At 62.5% G+C, this 19,606-nt stretch carries 17 protein-coding genes; 12 read left to right on the forward strand and 5 right to left on the reverse strand.

Annotation, left to right across the window (positions count from 1 at the left end; translation table 11 throughout):
- On the reverse strand, positions 1 to 1,107 hold the full coding sequence (locus tag ACT6QG_RS03365; RefSeq protein ID WP_444976183.1) for an alpha/beta hydrolase: 1,107 nt from the start codon (positions 1,105 to 1,107) through the stop codon (positions 1 to 3).
- Between the two features lie 486 nt (positions 1,108 to 1,593).
- On the opposite strand from ACT6QG_RS03365, the gene ACT6QG_RS03370 reads away from it, so the two are divergent.
- From ACT6QG_RS03370 to ACT6QG_RS03385, 4 genes are all read left to right on the forward strand, one after another.
- Positions 1,594 to 2,718, forward strand: a complete 1,125-nt coding sequence (locus ACT6QG_RS03370; RefSeq protein ID WP_444976232.1) for an MFS transporter — start codon at positions 1,594 to 1,596, stop codon at positions 2,716 to 2,718.
- A gap of 89 nt (positions 2,719 to 2,807) precedes the next feature.
- Entirely contained in the window at positions 2,808 to 3,122 is a 315-nt protein-coding gene (locus ACT6QG_RS03375; protein WP_444976184.1) for an ArsR/SmtB family transcription factor, read from the forward strand.
- A complete protein-coding gene (locus tag ACT6QG_RS03380) occupies positions 3,119 to 3,478 on the forward strand; it encodes an SRPBCC family protein (protein ID WP_444976185.1) in 360 nt (119 codons plus the stop codon). Before ACT6QG_RS03375 ends, ACT6QG_RS03380 begins: the two co-directional genes overlap by 4 nt.
- Before the next feature lie 45 nt (positions 3,479 to 3,523).
- Positions 3,524 to 4,153, forward strand: coding sequence for an ATP-dependent Clp protease proteolytic subunit (locus tag ACT6QG_RS03385; protein ID WP_444976186.1), 630 nt, complete (start codon positions 3,524 to 3,526; stop codon positions 4,151 to 4,153).
- Positions 4,154 to 4,331: 178 nt separating this feature from the next.
- Here ACT6QG_RS03385 and ACT6QG_RS03390 read toward each other — a convergent pair whose 3' ends face one another.
- A complete protein-coding gene (locus ACT6QG_RS03390) occupies positions 4,332 to 4,607 on the reverse strand; it encodes a hypothetical protein (protein WP_444976187.1) in 276 nt (91 codons plus the stop codon).
- Positions 4,608 to 5,280: 673 nt separating this feature from the next.
- On the opposite strand from ACT6QG_RS03390, the gene ACT6QG_RS03395 reads away from it, so the two are divergent.
- From ACT6QG_RS03395 to ACT6QG_RS03430, 8 genes are all read left to right on the forward strand, one after another.
- Positions 5,281 to 5,595 carry a hypothetical protein gene (locus tag ACT6QG_RS03395; protein ID WP_444976188.1) on the forward strand — a complete coding sequence of 105 codons (315 nt, stop codon included), beginning with the start codon at positions 5,281 to 5,283 and terminating at the stop codon, positions 5,593 to 5,595.
- Between the two features lie 509 nt (positions 5,596 to 6,104).
- On the forward strand, positions 6,105 to 6,194 hold the full coding sequence (locus ACT6QG_RS03400) for a K(+)-transporting ATPase subunit F (RefSeq protein ID WP_444976189.1): 90 nt from the start codon (positions 6,105 to 6,107) through the stop codon (positions 6,192 to 6,194).
- A gap of 30 nt (positions 6,195 to 6,224) precedes the next feature.
- Positions 6,225 to 7,922, forward strand: coding sequence for a potassium-transporting ATPase subunit KdpA (kdpA, locus tag ACT6QG_RS03405; RefSeq protein WP_444976190.1), 1,698 nt, complete (start codon positions 6,225 to 6,227; stop codon positions 7,920 to 7,922).
- Between the two features lie 195 nt (positions 7,923 to 8,117).
- A complete protein-coding gene (kdpB, locus tag ACT6QG_RS03410) occupies positions 8,118 to 10,187 on the forward strand; it encodes a potassium-transporting ATPase subunit KdpB (RefSeq protein ID WP_444976191.1) in 2,070 nt (689 codons plus the stop codon).
- Between the two features lie 74 nt (positions 10,188 to 10,261).
- Positions 10,262 to 10,834 carry a potassium-transporting ATPase subunit KdpC gene (gene kdpC, locus ACT6QG_RS03415; RefSeq protein ID WP_444976192.1) on the forward strand — a complete coding sequence of 191 codons (573 nt, stop codon included), beginning with the start codon at positions 10,262 to 10,264 and terminating at the stop codon, positions 10,832 to 10,834.
- Between the two features lie 58 nt (positions 10,835 to 10,892).
- Entirely contained in the window at positions 10,893 to 13,598 is a 2,706-nt protein-coding gene (locus ACT6QG_RS03420; RefSeq protein ID WP_444976193.1) for a DUF4118 domain-containing protein, read from the forward strand.
- Positions 13,595 to 14,293, forward strand: a complete 699-nt coding sequence (locus tag ACT6QG_RS03425; RefSeq protein WP_444976194.1) for a response regulator transcription factor — start codon at positions 13,595 to 13,597, stop codon at positions 14,291 to 14,293. The genes ACT6QG_RS03420 and ACT6QG_RS03425 overlap by 4 nt, the downstream gene beginning before the upstream one ends.
- A gap of 42 nt (positions 14,294 to 14,335) precedes the next feature.
- Positions 14,336 to 14,788 (forward strand): PTS sugar transporter subunit IIA, encoded by a 453-nt coding sequence (locus tag ACT6QG_RS03430; RefSeq protein WP_444976195.1) that lies wholly within the window; start codon positions 14,336 to 14,338, stop codon positions 14,786 to 14,788.
- Between the two features lie 85 nt (positions 14,789 to 14,873).
- Here the strand turns inward: ACT6QG_RS03430 and ACT6QG_RS03435 are convergent, their stop codons facing one another.
- From ACT6QG_RS03435 to ACT6QG_RS03445, 3 genes are read right to left on the reverse strand one after another with little or no spacing between them, the layout of a single operon-like run.
- Entirely contained in the window at positions 14,874 to 16,616 is a 1,743-nt protein-coding gene (locus ACT6QG_RS03435; protein ID WP_444976196.1) for an ABC transporter ATP-binding protein, read from the reverse strand.
- Positions 16,613 to 18,346 (reverse strand): ABC transporter ATP-binding protein, encoded by a 1,734-nt coding sequence (locus ACT6QG_RS03440; RefSeq protein ID WP_444976197.1) that lies wholly within the window; start codon positions 18,344 to 18,346, stop codon positions 16,613 to 16,615. Before ACT6QG_RS03440 ends, ACT6QG_RS03435 begins: the two co-directional genes overlap by 4 nt.
- Complete coding sequence (locus ACT6QG_RS03445) at positions 18,340 to 19,581, reverse strand: MFS transporter (protein WP_444976198.1); 1,242 nt, start codon at positions 19,579 to 19,581, stop codon at positions 18,340 to 18,342. The genes ACT6QG_RS03440 and ACT6QG_RS03445 overlap by 7 nt, the downstream gene beginning before the upstream one ends.
- Positions 19,582 to 19,606: the final 25 nt, after the last annotated feature.

The following is a 19,606-nucleotide window of genomic DNA, read 5'->3' on the forward strand; positions in this document are numbered from 1 at the left end:
TTAGGCAGCAAGGTGCTGGTTGAAGAAGCTGGTCAGCTTGTCGAACGGGATCACATCCACCTTGTCGTAAAGATCCGTATGGTTAGCGCCGGGGATGATCATCAGCTCTTTCGGTTCCGCCGCGTTCGCGTAGGCAGTTTGGCTGAAGTATAGCGAGTGGGCCTTTTCGCCATGAACAAAGAGGACCGGGCGCGGCGAAATCTCCTTGATGTAAGTCAGGAGTGGCATGTTCATGAACGACAGCGGCGTGGTGATCGTCCAGGCGTTGCCCGAGTTGACGGCCCGCTTATGATAGCCGCGCGGCGTCATGTAGTAGTCGTGATATTCGACCAGGAACTGCGCTTCGCCCCCGTGCAGGACGTTGTATGGCGGCTGGTAGGCCGGGGTTCCCTTCTCCGCATCCGCCCAGCGCTGGCGACTTAGTTGCTCCAGCGTCTGCGTGCGCTGTTCGAGGGTCACGCTGTCATTATAGCCTTTCGACATGACACGGGTCATATCGTACATCGTGCTGGCGACGACAGCCTTGACGCGCTTGTCCACGGCGACGGCATTCAACGCCATGCCGCCCCAGCCGCAAATGCCGATGATGCCGATCCGCTCGCGATCGACGGACGGATGCAGGCCGAGATAGTCAATGGCGGCGCTGAAATCCTCGGTGCTGATGTCCGGCGAGGCAACATTGCGCGGCTCGCCGCCGCTTTCTCCGGTATAGGACGGATCGAAAGCGAGAGTGACGAAACCACGCTCGGCCATAGTCTGCGCGTACAGGCCCGACGACTGTTCCTTCACCGCCCCAAATGGTCCACCGACAGCGAGCGCCGCCAGCCGCCTGCTGGCGCGGTCCTTGGGCAAATACAGATCGCCCACCAAGTTGATGCCGTAGCGGTTCTTGAAAGTGACCTTCTCGTGATCGACCTTCTCACTCCTGGGGAAGACCTTGTCCCATTCGCCTGACATATTTTGAGCCTTTGCATTGGAAACATTGAAGAGTGATGCCGCGCCGAGGGCTGCAACACTCGCGCCGGTCAGCTTCAGAAGTTCGCGGCGACCCCGGTTCAGGCTGGATGCCTGCACTGCTGCATTCCCCAATCCGCTCCATCTACCCATGCCGGAATCCTCCTTATCAACCGCGTCGAGCTTCCTTTCGCGCCGGCTAGGCCGGCCAGCTGCCAGACAAATTAGGGGATGGGCCAAATATTGATTAGGCCTGCAAATCTGCTTGTGGTGGTGAATCAGATTCATGAATTGAGTTTGGAAGTGGGTTGAGCAGAACCACCTTCGCGGCAACGGTGCCCCATCGGCCAATTCATGATTTCAATTCATAATGACATGCAATTTATGCAGGCTAATTGTTAACCGCGACTTCGACTATCTCCTGCGCCAGAGAAATGTTCCCCCACGGAAGACACGGCTTCCGCGCTGTGGGAATGCATCCGCTCAAATTCAGGAAACACCGCCGGCTGCCTAACCGCTCGGTGGATGGTTGCGTTGGGCAACCTGGCTTGGAAGTGGAATGAAATGTCGGCTCCGCCAACTTCATCAGAAACAAATGAGATCGCGGATCGGCCAGCCCATTGGGGTGGGGTGCTGGCGATGTCGCTCTGCGTTTTTGCACTCATTGCCTCGGAATTCATGCCGGTCAGCCTGCTGACGCCAATTGCCTCCGAGCTTCAGGTGACGGAGGGCCAGGCCGGTCAAGCGATCGCCATTTCAGGCGCGTTCGCGGTGCTGACGAGCCTATTCATCTCCACCGTCGCCGGTGAACTTGACCGTAAAGTGCTGTTGCTCGCGCTGACTGGCATTATGGCGGTGTCGGGCACCATCGTCGCCCTTGCTCCGAACTACCTGATTTTCATGGTCGGGCGCGCCCTGATCGGCGTCGTCATCGGCGGCTTCTGGGCGATGTCGGCGGCAACGGCGATGCGGCTCGTACCCGAAGATCTCGTTCCTCGCGCCTTGGCGATCTTCAATGGCGGCAATGCACTGGCCACCGTGGTCGCGCCACCGTTAGGCGCCTTTCTCGGCTCGATCATCGGCTGGCGCGGCGCCTTCTTCACAGTCGTTCCAGTCGCGGTGATTGTCTTCCTCTGGCAGATGGTCAGTTTGCCGTCGATGAAAGCGGAACGGCAGTCGGGGGCTGGTAACGTCTTCAGGCTGCTGAAACGGCCGCTGATCGCGCTCGGCATGGCGTCGGTGGCGCTATTCTTTATGGGGCAGTTCGCACTCTTCACCTATGTGCGCCCGTTCCTTGAGACCGTGACCCAGGTCGATGTCTCAACCCTGTCGCTCGTTTTGCTCGCGATCGGCATCGCCGGCGTCGTCGGCACCAGTCTGATTGGCTATTTCCTGAAGGAAGGGCTTTATCGCACGCTGATCACCATCCCGGTGTCGATGGCCGTGATCGCCGTGATGCTCATCGCGTTTGGCCACAGCCTCCCCGTTACCGCGGCTGTTCTCTGCGTGTGGGGACTGATCGGGACGGCCGCGCCGGTCGGCTGGTGGACGTGGATGGTGCGGTCTTTGCCGCAAGACGCGGAAGCTGGTGGCGGTCTTATGGTGGCTGTCATCCAGCTTGCAATCACCCTGGGGGCCGTCGTCGGCGGCACACTGTTCGACCTCCACGGATATCAGATGACGTTCGCTGCGAGTGCGATCTTGCTGCTGATCGGCGCGACCCTGGCGTTGCTGACCTCACGGCAGCACCGGCGTGCAGCCTGAGTTGGATGGTATCAAACAGGTTCATCACGACCAGTACCAGATAATGATCGTGTCTTGCGAATCGCATAAGTGTGCGCTTATCTGTTGGCATGATCGAGAACGAAATTTTCAAAGCTTTGGCTGACCCGACACGTCGCGCGATCTTCGAGAAACTGGCGCGTGGCAGCATGAACGCCAGTGCCCTGCGTGATGGCATGGACATCAGCCAACCGGCCATGTCCCAGCACCTTTCCGTGCTGCGCAATGCTCGTCTGGTTCGTGAGGAACGGCGGGGGCGCTTCGTCGACTATGAGGTCGATCCGGATGGACTGGCGCTCATTGCCGGATGGCTGGCGAAGTATCGCGCCTACTGGCCCACGCGGATTGATGCACTGAAGGCTTTGCTGAAGGATATGGATCAATGAGAGAGACGGAGGCCGGAGGGCAAGAAAAGCAACTGGTGCTGGAGTATGAGCTGAATGCATCCCCCGAAAAAGTCTGGCGGGCTATCAGTATCCCGGCCTTCCGCGAGAAATGGCTGCCCACGCAGAATCTGATCGACAGTGAACCAGTATCCACGACTCCCGGTGAGGAGGTCTGTTATCGGATGCGTGATGATGAGTCGCCTTTTCTTGAAAGCGTCGTGACCTTTCAGGTTCTGCCAGATCTCAACGGCGGCGCGATACTCAGGATCGTGCATGAGCTGGCCGATACGCGGCTGGCCGCGCAGATGCTACCAGCGGCAAACAGCAACATGCCTTCGCTGATGCGCGCCGCCTGACGCCTCGGTTCACCCAAAGAAAAACTGGATAAAAGGAATTCGCCTATGCGCGAAGCGATGCAACTCGTCCCTATGGTCATTGAGCAATCAAGCCGTGGCGAACGCTCTTTCGACATCTACTCCCGCCTGTTGCGCGAAAGGATCATTTTTCTGAACGGTGAGGTCAATGACGCCGTGTCAGCGCTTGTTTGCGCCCAGTTGTTGTTTCTGGAGGCCGAAAATCCCCAAAGGCCGATCCAGCTCTACATCAACTCTCCTGGTGGGGTCATCACCAGCGGTCTGGCCATGTATGACACGATGCAATACATCCGTGCTCCGGTGCATACTCTCTGCATGGGGACGGCCCGCTCAATGGGGTCTTTCCTGCTGATGGCTGGTGAGGCTGGCGAGCGTGTTGCGCTCCCGAACGCCAGCATCCTGATTCATCAACCGTCAGGCGGTTTTCAGGGACAGGCATCTGACATGCTGATCCATGCTGAAGAAATCCGGAAAACCAAACAACGCATGACGCGGCTCTATTCCCAGCACTGCAATCGCTCCTATGAAGAGTTTGAGCAAGGAATGGACCGGGACCGCTTCATGACGGCAGAGGAGGCATTGGAATGGGGTCTCATCGATCGCATCCTGACGCGGCGCGAAATTAGAGGGGAGCATGCGGTTGATTTTCCAGCCTGATGCAATTCCGCCGCATGGTGACGGGCACGGATGACTGTACTCTCGACCATCTGAAGGCTTTGTGGAGCGCATGCGCATAGTTTATGCTTTTGACTCCTTTTCGTATATTTCGAAGAATGGAATTTCTACACGGGAAAGAGGAAAGTGATTGTTACAGATCGCTTTCCGAAAATGCCTCTTATCGACTTTTATTTATGAAAGGCAGAAGAAGCGCAACAAGCACAGGTCCGGCGATCAGAAGCAGTGCAAGACGCCATTTCATGCGGGCGGAAGCCTGCGAGGCAATCAGGGATGTGAGGAACAGCGCGGGCACAAAACCCAGCCCACGCACCGTGAGGCCAAAGAGGATGGGCGCTGGAATAATCAGCAGAATGCCGCGCCACGCGATTTCTCTGTTTGGCTCGCCAGCGTGCCGGAGCCCTTGGGTGAGAATGATCGCGCCAATCAAGAACAATAAACCGGAGAGGATGAGGGGGAATTAGCCGGGCCCCATCTCAAGTGCCGTTCCTATGTCCAGACCAGTTTTCTGACAGCCAAAGAAAAGTGCAATAAAGATGAGAAGGATACCTGATGTGATTTCAGTGCTATCCGCCGTGAAGCATGCTGGAGGAGGCGAGCGCATGCGGAACGTGGAAAGGGGCGGTCCATGGCTGGATTGTCTGCATGATTCAAGATGGCCACGAAGACCCTGAACATAACCGGAGATGGATTCACGGCCATGATAAGCGCTGTGCCGAGCGTGGCGGCGTCTCGCTCTCATCCATAAAGCGAAACCTGTTTCTGGCTACACCGACATGCTGAACGGGTGCGCCATGGATGGTCCGGCTTTCGGGGCAGTGAAGGTCATCCCTCCCGAGAGGGGCAGTATTCATCTCTATATATTTCCCCCCGCTTTTTTGATGGAAAAAATATCTCCAGCCTTTCAGGCCCCTGTCGAAATCATATGTGCATCTTTCTAGATTGATGGCCTTTCCTGCCGGGAGGCTCTGGCGCGTGGCATTCCAGCATATGTCCATCGCTGGAGGCTTTCCCACAGTCAGGAGACATAGCCTGCCGGAAAGGCGGGTGCGGGAGCATCGGTGCGCGGTTTGTCGGTGTCGTTGCGCCCTCGGTTTTCAAGGTGATCCATGAATCTGGAACTGATGATCCTGAACCCGGAGAAGAGGCAGGCCGTTGGGGCGATGTCTCCGGTCACGCCGGTGCTCTGGGTATACCAGAGCTATAATGGTCGCTGGACCGTGCATCTCGAAGGCGAGGATACAGAATGGACCCATTCATCGCGTGGTGATGCGACCCATGCTGCGCGTCTGATTGGGGAGAGTTACGGGCGTTATCGGCTTCATCTGCAACTGGCCAATGGGCGCTTTTGTCTGGAGATGATGAATCTCGGGCAGCGCACGGTGCAGGATGGGGAGAAGACGCCAGATCATCCGGCCAAATAAGGATTCTCTATTGTTGCTGTGCAGGGCGGATGAACGTCTTTCTGTTTCGGTTCTGATGTCTGTGTGTCCGCCTTGTCTGCACATCATCTGTGCCCTGTACATGATCCATCCCAAACCCGTCGATCCAGGCCGGATCGGCGGGTTTTGCGTCCGGAGGGCGCAATATGCCCGCCCAAATGGCCGTGGATCTTTATGGAATACTTATGTGGCCCGCCCGGACCCTTATCGGTTTCCTATATCCCGGGGCGCTCGTCTCTCTCGAACCTATATGCGGTTCGTGTCCATAGTCCTGCCAGTTTTCGCGTTCGGCGCGCCTGCATGGGCATGTCAGTGCCGGAACGCCCAGGTTCATCGCCGTCTGGATCTTTCAAATCCCAGATGTCGCGAGACCATACCGGGGGAGGTGAAGGAAATGGACGCTCTTATGCTCGCTACAGGCGTCGTGTTTTTCGCGATGATGTTTGGATACATCAAGCTTTGCGAGAGGCTTTGATGTGGAGGCTTCTGGCATGATGATCAACTACTTCCTGGGGGCAGGCGTCGCGGCTTTCGTGACCATCTACCTGCTCTACGCCCTCGCTCGCCCCGAGCGGTTCTGACCAAGGCGACAGCCCGGAAAGCAATGACCGATGACTATGAATGGATGGATACAGATCCTGGTCTTTCTCGGGATCGCGATCGCGCTGGTGAAGCCGCTGGGCGGATACATCACGCGGGTCATGAATGGGGAGCGCACGATCCTCTCGACCATTTTCGGGCCGGTTGAGCGCGGCCTGTACCGTATCTGCGGCACCCGCGAGAGCGAGGAGCAGCACTGGACCACCTATATGGCCGCCATGCTGTTCTTCAATCTGGCGGGGTTTGCGCTTCTCTATCTTTTCCAGCGCATTCAGGGCGGGTTGCCCTTCAACCCGGCCGGCATGGGGCCTGTCAGCGCGGATTCCGCCTTCAACACGGCGGTCAGTTTCATGACCAATACCAACTGGCAGGGCTATGGTGGCGAAACCACCATGAGCTACCTGACCCAGATGGCCGGCATGACGGTGCAGAATTTCGTCTCGGCCGCTGTCGGTGTGGCCGGCGCAATGGCCATCATCCGTGGCTTTTCGCGGGCCTCCTCCAGAACGGTCGGCAATTTCTGGGTCGATCTGACCCGCAGCACGCTCTATATCCTGTTGCCGATCTGCATTGTCGGCAGTCTGGTGCTGGTGTGGCAGGGGGTTCCGCAAAATCTCAATCCCTATACCGCTGCAACGACGCTTGAGGGAGCCCGGCAAACCATCGCCCAGGGCCCTGTTGCCTCACAGATGATCATCAAGCATCTGGGAACGAATGGTGGCGGATTCTTCAACACCAATTCGGCGCATCCGTTCGAGAACCCGACGGCGCTCACCAATTACATCCATATCCTGTCGATCTTCGCGATCTCCTTCGCGATGCTCAATGTCTTTGGGCGGATGGTGGGAAACCAGAAGCAGGGCTGGGCGCTGCTTGGGGCCATTTTGACCATCATCGTGGCCGGCATCGGCGTCGTCTATTGGGCCGAAAGCGCTGGCAATCCCCTGCTTCACGCTTTGGGGCTCGAGGGTGGCAATATGGAAGGCAAGGAAACGCGTTTCGGCCTTGCCCTCTCCTCGCTGTTCGTGGTGGTGACCACATCGGCCTCGACAGGCGCGGTGAATACCATGCATGACAGCCTGATGCCGCTGGGTGGGCTCATCCCGCTGTTCAACATGCAGATTCCGCCGCTCGGAGGCATTGGCGCCGGTGTCTATGGCACGCTGGTTTTCGCCATTCTGGCGGTTTTCATTGCCGGACTCATGGTCGGGCGCACCCCGGAATATATCGGCAAGAAGATCGAGGCGAAGGAAGTGAAGATGAGCATTCTGGCGATGCTCGGGCCTTCCTTCGCGATCCTTGCCCTGACAGCCATCGCCATCGTCATTCCGGCCGGGTTGTCCGGCATCCTGAATGCCGGTCCCCATGGCCTGAGCGAGGTGCTCTATGCCTTCACCTCCGGCGCAAACAACAATGGCAGCGCCTTTGCCGGACTGAGCGCGAACACGCCCTTCTACAATGTCGCCATTGGTCTTGCGATGCTGATGGGGCGGTTCCTGCTCATCATCCCTGTATTGGCCATTGCAGGTTCTCTGGCCGCGAAGAAGAGCATTCCCGCCTCATCAGGCACGCTGCCAACCACAGGGCCGCTGTTTATCGGCCTTGTCGTCGGCGTGACACTCATCGTGGGCGGGCTCACCTTCTTTCCCGTGCTGGCATTGGGCCCTGTGGTCGAGCACTTCGCCATGCTGGCGGGACAGACATTCTGAAAGCCGTGCTGAGCGCCCGATGGCAAGGCCCGCCCGGGCCGGCGCGCCACTCCCGCCCATCAAGGGCCTGACGCGCCTGCATGGCATGACACTGGCGCCGGGAGCCGTGGTGCTCCCGGCCCGATATCCCTGAATTGCTCGCGGCGGTGTCGCCGGATGGTTGACCTTCCAAGAACAAGTGCGCTGGAGTTTTCAATGAACCAGTCCATATCCGCGAGCATACTGGATGCTCGCATCCTCGTTCCGGCCATTGGCGGCGCCTTTCGGAAGCTGAACCCGAAAAGCCTGGCCAGAAATCCGGTCATGTTTGTTGTCGCTGTCGTGTCGCTGCTGACAACGGTTCTGCTCGTGAAGGATATCGTGACAGGCGCGGAGCATGTGGGCTTCTCGCTGCAAATCGTGCTGTGGCTCTGGTTCACCGTCCTGTTCGCCAATTTCGCGGAGGCGGTGGCGGAAGGGCGCGGCAAGGCGCAGGCGCAATCCCTGCGCCGCACGCGCAGCGAGACGCAGGCCAAGCTGCTCTCCGGCACCAGCGGCACATACAGCATGGTGCCCGGCAACAGCCTGAAGGTGGGGGACGTCGTTCTGGTGGAGCCGGGCGACATCATCCCCTCCGATGGCGAGGTGATCGAGGGTGTGGCCTCGGTCAACGAGGCCGCCATTACGGGCGAGTCCGCGCCGGTGATCCGCGAGTCCGGCGGTGACAGGTCCGCCGTCACCGGTGGCACGCAGGTGCTCTCCGACTGGATCAAGGTGCGCATCACCGCCGCGGCCGGCGCCACCTTCATCGACAAGATGATTGCCCTTGTGGAAGGCGCGGAACGGCAGAAGACGCCGAACGAGATCGCGCTCAACATCCTGCTTGCCGGCATGACCCTGATCTTTGTTCTGGCGGTCGTCACCATTCCCAGTTTCGCCACCTATTCCGGCGGCATGGTTCCGGTGATTGTCCTTGTGGCGCTGTTCGTCACGCTGATCCCCACCACCATCGGCGCGCTGCTCTCCGCCATCGGCATTGCCGGCATGGACCGGCTGGTGCGCTTCAATGTTCTGGCCATGTCCGGCCGGGCGGTGGAAGCGGCAGGTGATGTGGACACGCTGCTGCTCGACAAGACCGGAACGATCACGCTGGGCAACCGTCAGGCCAGCGCGTTTCGCCCGGTCAGGGGTGTCAGCGAGCAGGAGCTGGCCGATGCGGCGCAGCTTGCCTCGCTTGCGGACGAGACACCGGAGGGGCGCTCCATCGTGGTGCTTGCGAAGGAGAAATACGGCATCCGGGCGCGTGACATGGCGAGCCTGAATGCAAGCTTCATTCCCTTCACGGCCCAGACGCGCATGAGTGGCGTGGATCTGGAGGGTTCATCCATCCGCAAGGGCGCGGTGGATGCAGTGTTGAAACATGTCGAGCTTGCCCCCGTCGCCACGGGTGCCCCGCGCGCCAGCTCCGAAAGCGTGCGCGCGGTGCGGGCCATTGCCGATGACATCGCAAAGGAAGGCGGCACGCCGCTGGCGGTTGTCAGGGACGGGCGGCTGCTTGGCGTGATCTATCTCAAGGATATCGTGAAGGGGGGAATCCGCGAGCGCTTTGCCGAACTGCGGCGCATGGGCATCCGCACGGTGATGATCACCGGTGATAATCCCATGACAGCCGCCGCCATCGCCGCGGAGGCCGGCGTGGACGATTTCCTCGCCCAGGCGACGCCGGAGAACAAGCTGGCGCTGATCCGGCAGGAACAGGCGAAGGGCAAGCTCGTGGCCATGTGCGGCGATGGCACCAATGATGCCCCCGCGCTCGCGCAGGCCGATGTCGGCGTGGCCATGAATACCGGGACCGTGGCCGCGCGCGAGGCCGGCAACATGGTCGATCTCGACAGCGACCCGACCAAGCTGATCGAGATCGTCGAGATCGGCAAGCAGCTCCTGATGACACGCGGGGCGCTGACGACCTTCTCCATCGCCAATGACATCGCCAAGTATTTTGCGATCATCCCGGCGATGTTCCTGGCCTTCTATCCGCAGCTTGGCGCGCTGAATGTCATGGGGCTCACCTCGCCGCAGAGCGCGATCCTGTCGGCGATCATCTTCAACGCGCTCATCATCATCGCGCTCATTCCCCTGTCTCTGAAGGGCGTGAAATATCGTGCCACGGGCGCGGCCGCGCTGCTCTCCCGCAATCTTCTGGTCTACGGGCTGGGCGGCGTTCTGGTGCCTTTCGCCGGCATCAAGCTCATCGACATGGCGATCACCGCCGCCGGTCTGGCGTGAGGCGGATCGACCAGCGGGCCATTCTTCCGCATGCCTGCCAGAAGCGCGGCGGCGGATCATTCGGGACAAACAAGATGCTCAAGCAAGTTCGACCGGCCATCATCATGATTGTCGCATTCACCCTCATCACCGGGTTCATCTATCCGCTCGGCATCACCGGGATCGCGCAGGCCATCTTCCCGTTCCAGGCCAATGGCAGCCTGATCGAGCGTGACGGGAAGGTGATCGGCTCCGCGCTGATCGGACAGCGTTTCGTCGCTGAGCGCTATTTTCACCCGCGCCCGTCAGCGGCGGGCGCGGATGGCTATGATGCCGGGGCGTCGAGCGGCTCGAACTACGGGCCGACAAGCAAGGCGCTGCGCGATCGCGTCGCAAACGATGCCGGGGCGCTGCGCGCGGAGAATGGCCATGAGCCTGTCCCGATGAATCTCGTCACCGCCTCGGGCAGTGGCCTTGACCCGCACATCACGCCGGAGGCCGCCTATTTCCAGGTGCCGCGGATCGCCCGGGCGCGCGGCGTTGGCGAGGCCGTTGTGCGCGGTCTGGTCGATCGGCATATAGAGCCGCGCATGCTCGGTTTCATGGGCGAGCCCGTGGTGAATGTGCTCAAGCTGAATCTGGCGCTCGATGACGCAAGTCGCGGCTGAATGAAAGTGTCAGGACGGCTAGAACAGGTGTCCTGACTGTTGATCCGGAGCCATTGCCGTGTCTGAAGATCCATTGCGGGAGCAAGCGCGGCCCTCGCCGGATGCCTTGCTGGAGGATGCCCGGCGGGAAAGCCGGGGCCATCTCAAGATCTTTCTTGGGGCGGCGCCCGGTGTCGGGAAAACCTATGAGATGCTCATGTCCGGCCGCGCCCAGCGGGCGGAGGGCGTGGATGTGGTGATCGGCGTCGTGGAAACACATGGCCGGGCCGAGACCGAGGCTCTGGTGGAGGGTTTCGAGATCATTCCGCGCCGCGATGTGCCCTATCGGGGGCATGTGCTCGATGAAATGGACCTTGATGCGGTTCTTGCCCGCAGGCCGGCGCTCGTTCTGGTGGACGAGCTGGCCCACACCAATGCGCCCGGCAGCAAGCACCCCAAGCGCTATCTCGATGTCGAGGAACTGCTCGCCAACGGGATCGATGTCTACAGCACGCTCAACATCCAGCATGTGGAGAGCCTCAATGACATCGTGGCGCAGATCACCCGCATCCGGGTGCGCGAAACCGTGCCGGACTCGATCATCGACCGGGCCGATGACATCGAGATCATCGACATCACCCCGGGCGATCTCATCAAGCGGCTGACCGAGGGAAAGGTCTATCTGCCCAAGACCGCGAAACGCGCGACACAGAACTATTTCTCGCCGAGCAACCTGACGGCGCTGCGGGAGCTTGCCCTTCGCCGCACGGCGCAGCGCGTGGACGACCAGCTCGTGACCCATATGCAGGCGCATGCCATTCCCGGCCCCTGGTCGGCGGGCGAGCGCGTTCTGGTGTGCATCAATGAGCACCCCGGCGCGATGGCGCTTGTGCGATACGGGCGCAGGCAGGCCGATCGTCTGCGCGTGCCCTGGGCGGCGGTTCATGTCGAGACCAGCAGGGATGCGCGTCTTTCCGAGATCGACAAGGACAAGATCGCAAGCGCCCTGCGGCTGGCCGAACAGCTGGGGGCGGAGGCGGTTGTCCTGCCGGGTGAGAATGTCGCCCAGGAGATTCTCGCCTATGCCTGCGCCAACAACTACACGCATGTCATTGTCGGCATGCCGACAGCCCCGCGGTGGCTGGAGTTCTTTTCCGGCTCGGTTTCCCATGACCTGATCCGGGCGAAGGCGGATGTGAGCGTCCATGTCATCTCGCCCGGAACCGGCGGGCAGGCGCGGCGCTCCGCCATGCCGGACATATGGTCCAGACGGCGTCTGGATCTGGGCCGCTATCTCTGGAGCATCCTGTATGTCGCGGGTGCATTGGGGATCGGCACGGCCCTGTCCCGGTTTCTGGATGTGCGCAACATCGCGCTGGTGTTCCTCATGGCGGTGCTGGCCTCGGCCATGGGCGGCGGCCTGTGGCCGGCCTTGTTCGCGTCAGTCGTCAGCGCCTTTGTCTTCAACTTCTTCTTTCTGGAGCCGCGATACACGCTGGATATTGGCGACCCGGAAAGTGTCGTCGCACTGGCCTTCTTCCTCGGGGTTGCGGTGATCGCCAGCAATCTGGCCGGCCGGGTCCAAAGCCAGGCGATGACGGCGCGGCGACGGGCGAAAACCACCGAGGGGCTGTATCTGTTCAGCAAGAAGCTCGCCAGCGCGGGAACGCTGGGGGATGTGCTGTGGGCGACGGTCTACCAGATCGCCTCCATGCTTCAGGTCCGGGTGGTGGCGCTGCTGCCCGAGGATGGACGCATCAGGGTTCAGGCCGGATATCCCCCCGATGACACGCTCGACGATGCGGATCTTGCCGCCGCCCAGTGGGCCTGGGAACATGACAAGCCCGCCGGCCGGGGGGCGGATACGCTGCCGGGAGCAAAACGCCTGTATCTGCCCCTGAGGACGGGGCGCACTCAGGTTGGCGTGATCGGCCTGGACAATGATAAGCAGGGGCCGGTCCTGACCCCTGCCGAGCAGCGGCTTTTCGATTCCCTTGCCGATCAGGCCGCGCTGGCCATCGAGCGCATCCAGCTCGTGGCCGATGTCGACAATGCCCGCCTTGCCGCCGAGGCGGACAAGCTGCGCTCGGCGCTGCTGACCTCACTGTCCCATGATCTCAAGACCCCGCTGGCCTCGATCCTCGGTTCGGCGGGAACGCTGCGGGACTATTCAGCCTCCCTGACCGAAACCGGCCGGATCGAGCTGCTCTCCACCATTGTGGACGAGGCGGAGCGGTTGAACCGCTTCATCGCCAATCTTCTCGACATGACCCGGCTGGAGTCCGGGGCGGCGGAGGTTTCGCTCACCCCCCTGTTCATCGGGGACAGTGTCGGGGGCGCGTTGCGCCGGGCGGAAAAGATTCTCGTCCATCACAGGATCGATCTGGCCGTGCCGCCCGACCTGCCGATGGTCCGGCTGGATCCGGTCCTGTTTGAACAGGTGCTGTTCAATCTGCTCGACAATGCCCGCAAATATGCGCCGGCCGGGTCCCGGATCTCGATCCGGGGCTGGGCGGAGGATGCCCATGTCCTGCTGCAGATCGCCGATGAGGGGCCGGGCATTCCCCCTGATGATCTCACCAAGATTTTCGACAGCTTCTATCGCGTCCGCAAGAAGGATCATGTGCAGGCCGGCACGGGACTTGGCCTGTCGATCTGCAAGGGGTTTGTCGAGGCGATGGGCGGCACCATCCGGGCGACGAACCGGGCGGACCGGGCCGGCGCCATTTTCACCCTGCGGTTTCCGACCGGCCCGGAAGCCGTGAATCTGGAGGGCAGGATATGACCACATCAGGGGTCAGGATACTCGTCGTGGATGACGAGCCCCCTATTCGCAAGCTGCTGCGTGTGGGGCTGACGGCGGAGGGCTATGTGATCGTGGAGGCGGAAAGTGCCGAGCAGGCAATCGCGCTGGTCGCGTCCGAGCGGCCGGACCTGATCCTGCTGGATCTCGGCCTGCCCGACATGTCGGGGCATGACCTTCTCAGGCTGTGGCGGGCCGAACATGTCGAGCAGCCGATCGTCATCCTGTCGAGCCGCACGGATGAAACGGGGATTGTCCGGGCGCTTGAGCTGGGGGCGGATGATTATCTGACCAAGCCTTTCGGGATGCGCGAACTGGCGGCCCGCATCCGCGTCGCCCTGAGGCACAAGCTCCAGCAGCAGGGCGAGCGGCCGGTCTTTCAGGTGGGGGATCTGTCTGTCGATCTGGTGAAGCGGATCGTGAAGGTGGCCGACAGGGAGGTGCGGCTTTCACCCAAGGAGTATGACATCCTGCGCGTTCTGGTGCAGCATGCCGGCAAGGTGATCACCCACCAGCATATTCTCAAGCATGTCTGGAACGGGAGCACGGATGTCCAGTATCTGCGGGTCTATGTGCGCCAGTTGCGCCAGAAGATCGAGGCAACGCCAGATCAGCCGCAATATATCCTGACTGAAACAGGTGTCGGCTATCGCCTCCGCGAGCCGGAGAGCGACTGACCGTGTTCGCACCCCTGCGAACGATTGAATGTGGGTAGCTTCATGAATCTTTCATCCGTCATCAGGCCAGAGGATGTGATCCTTGACCTGTCCGTCGCGACCAAGGCGAGCCTGCTCCAGTTTCTGGCGGGCCATGCCGCCGGGCGGACGGGCGTGAGCGGGCAGGTGATCCATTCCGCGCTTCTGGGCCGGGAAAATCTTGGCTCCACCGGCATCGGCAACGGCGTTGCTGTTCCCCATGCCCCGGTGGAGGGCCTGATGGCACCTTTCGCGGCATTGGTCATCCTGAAAAAGCCGGTCGATTTCGAGGCGGTGGATGATCTGCCCGTCGATATTGTCTTCCTGTTGCTTTCCCCGCCCGAGGGAACGGGCGATTATCTGAAGATTCTCGCGGCCGTGGCGCGCAAGACCCGGGGCGACAGGATGCCCGACATGTTGCGGGGGGCACGCTCCCCGGCCGCAGCTTATTCGCTTCTCGTACAGGAGGAGGAATGACAGGGAACCGTGTGGGCATGAACGCATGTAATATGCTGGCCGGATCTGCCGCATTCCCCCTGTCCTGTAACCGCGGATAGTGATCTCACCTGGACATGCGCCAGCCTTCCGGCTGGGCGTGAAGCCGGTGCAGGGTGGCGTAATGCCCGTTCCGCGCGATCAGATCGGCGGGAGAGCCATCTTCCAGAATGGTTCCGTCCTGCAGGACCAGAATGCGATCCGCCCCCGCGATCCACTCGAACTGGTGGGCGACGATCAGGATGGTTTTCGTGCCGTGCAGGTCCGCAAGCATCCGGGCGATGGCGGCCCGGTTGGCGGCATCGAGCGCGCTGGCGGGTTCGTCCAGCATCAGTATGGGCGCGTTCTTCAGCAAGGCGCGCGCCATGCAGATGCGCTGCCTCTCCCCGCCGGACAGGCGCTGTCCGCCTTCCCCCACCGCAGAGTGCCAGCCTTTGGGCAGGCGTTCCAGCATCTCATCCAGACGCGAGAGGGCGGCAACCCGTTCCAGCTCCTCTTCGCCCGCATCCGGGCGAGCCATGAGCACATTCTCGCGAATGGAGCCGGAGAAGAGATAGGCGTTCTGGAAGACGGGGGCGATCAGGCGGCTGAGATCCTGCGGGTTGAGGTGCCGCACATCCACCCCGCCAATGGTGAGCGCGCCGGCCTGAACATCGAAAAAGCGGGCGATCAGGTGCAGCAGCGTGGATTTGCCGGCACCCGAGGCGCCGACCAGCGCTGTCGTCCTGTCCGGTTCGAGGGTCAGGCTGAAATCATGCAGCAGCGGCTTTTCGGGATCATGGCCGAAGCGCACCTGCGAGAAGCGGATGTCATGCCGCGCCGGCAGGGCGGCGGGGGAAACGGGGAGGGGCAGGGGCGGCTCGGCGAGAATGGTCTCCATCCGTGCCAGCTCCCGCGCGGCCATGCGGATGCCGGCGGCCGAGGCGGCGACATCACCCAGCGGCTCCAGTATCCGGTTCATCAGCACCATCACCGCGATCAGCGTGACCAGACGCGCGGGCTCGGCCTCCAGCGCCAGCATCCGGGAGAGGGCGACCGAGAGCAGGACCAGATAGCCAAGCTGCATGAGCCAGGAATTGGCCAGAAGCGGCGGCATGATCATCCAGAGCTGGCGTCGCCCGGCGCGGGCCTGTTCCTGCAATGCGGTTTCCAGCCTCTCATGCCCCCGCTCCAGCACGCCGAAGGCCCGCAGCACGATTTGCGCCTGTGCAAACTCGGCCACCCTTTGTCCAGCCTCCTCGGCGGCCTGCTGGGCGCGCCGGTCGGCAAGCTGTCCGAGCCGGCCCGCCCACCAGTAGACCAGAGCGGTGAGGGGGAAGAGAATGGCGGCCGTGAGCGCCAGGGTGACATCGAAAAAGGCGATGCCGATCACCAGAACCGGCGGCATGACAAGCGCTTGCATCAGCGGCAGCAACTGGTGGGCCGGCAGGGCCAGCAGATCCATCACCCCTTGGCTGAGCGCGCCGGCCAGCCGTGAGGCCCTGACCGGGGTGAACCAGCCGAGCGGCAGATGGACCAGATGGTCCCCGACCTTTTCCCGGATGTGATGCAGCAGCGCCAGCGCCAGCTCGAACCCGTGCAGCGCCGCCTTGTGGGATGTGATCCAGCTTGCCAGGACACAGGCCATGAACACGGCCAGCCACAAGCCCGCCTGTAGCCACGTCCCCTTGAGCAGGGCCGCCAGAAAAGGGATGGCCAGCACATAGGCAAGGCCCTGAAACAGGCTGGCCAGCATGGCCGCGAGGAGAAATGCCGGTATCCGGTGGCCTTCCTCCGGCTCCAGCAGTTTTTGCAGGCGCGACAGGATCATGCGCTATACCCCTTCTTGCCCGGCTCTCCATGCTGTTGCTGCCACAGGCGCGCATAGGGCCCGCCGGCCGCCAGAACCGCCTGATGCGTGCCGCGCTCGACGATGCGGCCGCGTTCCAGCACCACGATGGTATCGGCATGGCGGATGGCTGCCAGATCATGCGAAACGATCAGAACACTCTGTGACCGTGCGCGCGAGATGAGGGTGCTGACAGCCTGCTGGATCCGCGCGCTGGTCTGCGCATCGGCCTGTGCCGTCGGTTCATCCAGAACCAGAACCGCCGGTGCCTGCAACAGTGCCCGTGCTATCGCGATCCGTTGCGCCTCGCCGCCGGAGAAGCCGGTTTCCTCGCCACAGATGGTGTCATAGCCATGGGGCAGGGAGAGAATGCGCTCATGAATGGCCGCGGCCCGGGCGGCGGCCTCGATTTCGGCCATGTCCGCATCCGGCCGCCCCAGTGCGATATTCTCCCGCACCGAGAGGCGCAGCAGGGCGGTCTCCTGAAACACATAGCCCACATGACGGTAGAGCGTTGCGGAGGGAATATCCTGAAGCGCCACCCCGCCAAGCCTGATCTGCCCGGTGTGCGGGGTGAGGAAGCGCAGCAGAAGACGGGCCAGAGTGGATTTGCCGGCGCCCGAGGGCCCCACGACAGCGGTCACCGTGCCCGGTTTCAGCTCCAGATCGATGTCATGGAGAATGTCATGGCCGTTGGAGGAAACGCTCACCCCTTCCATGCGCACGGTTCCATCATGCGGAAAGGCCGGGTGGCGCGGCTCCGGCTCCTGCGGCAGGGCCAGAACGCTTTCCAGCCGCTGGAGTGCGCCGCGTGAGGTTTGCAGCCCCTGCGCCCCGCGCGCCAGCCGGGTGAAGGGAAAGGCAAGGCCCGGGCCCAGCAGGATGAAGGGCAGGAGCGCGGCCGCTTCCATGCCGCCCGCCATCACGCGCGCCAGCCCGCAGGCGGCGATGAAGGCCAGAAAGGTGAGGGGCGCCACGCACAGGCTGGCCAGACTTTCAGGCAGCAGAAGCGGGCGGACCCACCCGGCGAAGAAGGTCTCGAAGCCGGAAATGGCCGCGCCATAGGCCCGGTGGGCGCGCCCGCCGCCGCCATACATCTTCACTGTCGGCATGCCGGCGACATAGTCCTGCACGGCCTGGTTCACCCGCCCCAGCGCCGCGCCATAGGCGTCCATCCCATCGGCCCCGGCGGCATGGAGCACCCGGCGGTAGCACAGCAGATACAGCGGCAGGGGCAGCAGCAGCACGCCTGTCATCACCGCATCCTGCAGAAGCAGATAGCCATAGATGGCCAGCAGGGTTGCGGCGGCATTGGCCAGATCGAGCCCGGAATGGGCCACGAGATGGTGAAGCGCCCCAATATCCTCCTGCGCCGCCTGCCGAATGCGGCCGCTGCCCATCTCCGTCACCCGCTCCAGCGGCGCGCGGGAGAGGTGGCGGATGACATCGAGGCGCAGACGCAGCGCCAGCGCATTGTCGGCCAGATGCGAGACAAGCTCGGCCAGCCCGCGCAGGCCAAGGCCCAGCCCCAGACCAAGCGCGGACAGGATGACCACATGCCATGCCGTGTCCGCATCCGGCGCGCCGGAAAGGAACAGGCCGGCCAGCATGCTCATGCCAAGCAGCGGCGCCAGCACGAGCACGCCGGATGCCGCCTGCAACAGCACGGCCAACAGAAGGGGAAGGCGCACGGGGCGCAGCAGTTTCAGCATGCCCGGTTCTCCGCAGGGGCGGGCGCTCTTTCGCCGGGGGGAAAGGCGGGGCCCTGTTCCGGCAGGCGATGGCGCAGGGTCAGGAGCAGTGCGGTGACGAGATAGCCCGCCGCGGCGCCCCACAGGGTTGCGCCATAGCCGAAATGCCGGGCGATCACGCCGCTCGCCGCAAAGCCGAGCAGGGCCACGGCGGCGATGAGCGCGGTGAGGAATGTCACATCCGCCGCCGTATGGCCGGGGCGGGCAAGGCCGAGAAACCAGCTCGTGAAGGCGACATGCTGTATGGCAAGGGCGCAGAACACCAGCAGCAATGCGCCGATGGCGATTGTCCTCTCACCCAGCATGGGCGTGATGGCGCAGAAGCACGCAAAGGCGAAAGCCAGAAGCAGGCAGCATCCCTGCGCTGCCCGTCCGCCATCGAGGCGGGAGACCGCAAGGCCGGCAAGAGGCGCGAAAATGAAGAAGGCGAGCACATTCGCGCCCCCGCCCAGCAGGCCCACCCGATCCATGCCGAAACCGGCATCCACCAGTCGCGGCAGGGTCATGGAAAAGGCCGCCGCGACACCGAATGCGGCAGGTGAGACCATGGCCACCACAGCCCACAGGCGCGGGGTGCCTGTCATGACAGGCAGGGGCGTGGCCGCGCGGGGGGAGGGTTTCGTGGCCGAAGGCTCGGGCAGACGGATCAGCACCAGACCCAGCACCAGCATGCCAGCGGCAAAGATGAGGATGCCGGCATGCCAGCCCGCCCGCGCCACCAGCGCCAGACAGAGCGCCCCGCCTGCGGCATTGGCCGTCGCCGCGCCACAGCCAAGCAGGGCCGTGCCCATGCCGCGTTCGGCCGCGGGAAGGACATCCGCCACATAGCCAAGGGTGGCGATGCGCTGGGTGGCGACGATGACTGAAAGAAGAAGCCCGCACGCAAACAGCGCCAGCACATCGCGCGCCGGGTCCAAAAGGCCCATCACCGCCACGGCGATGGCGCTTGCGATCTGGGTGCCCAGCAGCCATGAGCCGCGCAGGCCACCGCGCCACAGCGGATAGCGATCCACCACCGGGGCCCAGAGGAAATTGACCGTGAAGGCGAACATGGCGGCGCTGAAAAGGCCGATCATTTCAAGCCCGGCCCCATCCGCACGCAACACCACCGGCAACACGGATGCAATGAGCGCAAGGCCCAGATATTGCTGGAAGGCCAGCGCGAAAATGCCCAGATTGCGCACAGCGGATCTCACCTGAAGCTCTCGCGCCAGCCGATGT

The sequence above is a fragment of the Haloleucobacter ellipsoideus genome, from assembly GCF_052491725.1.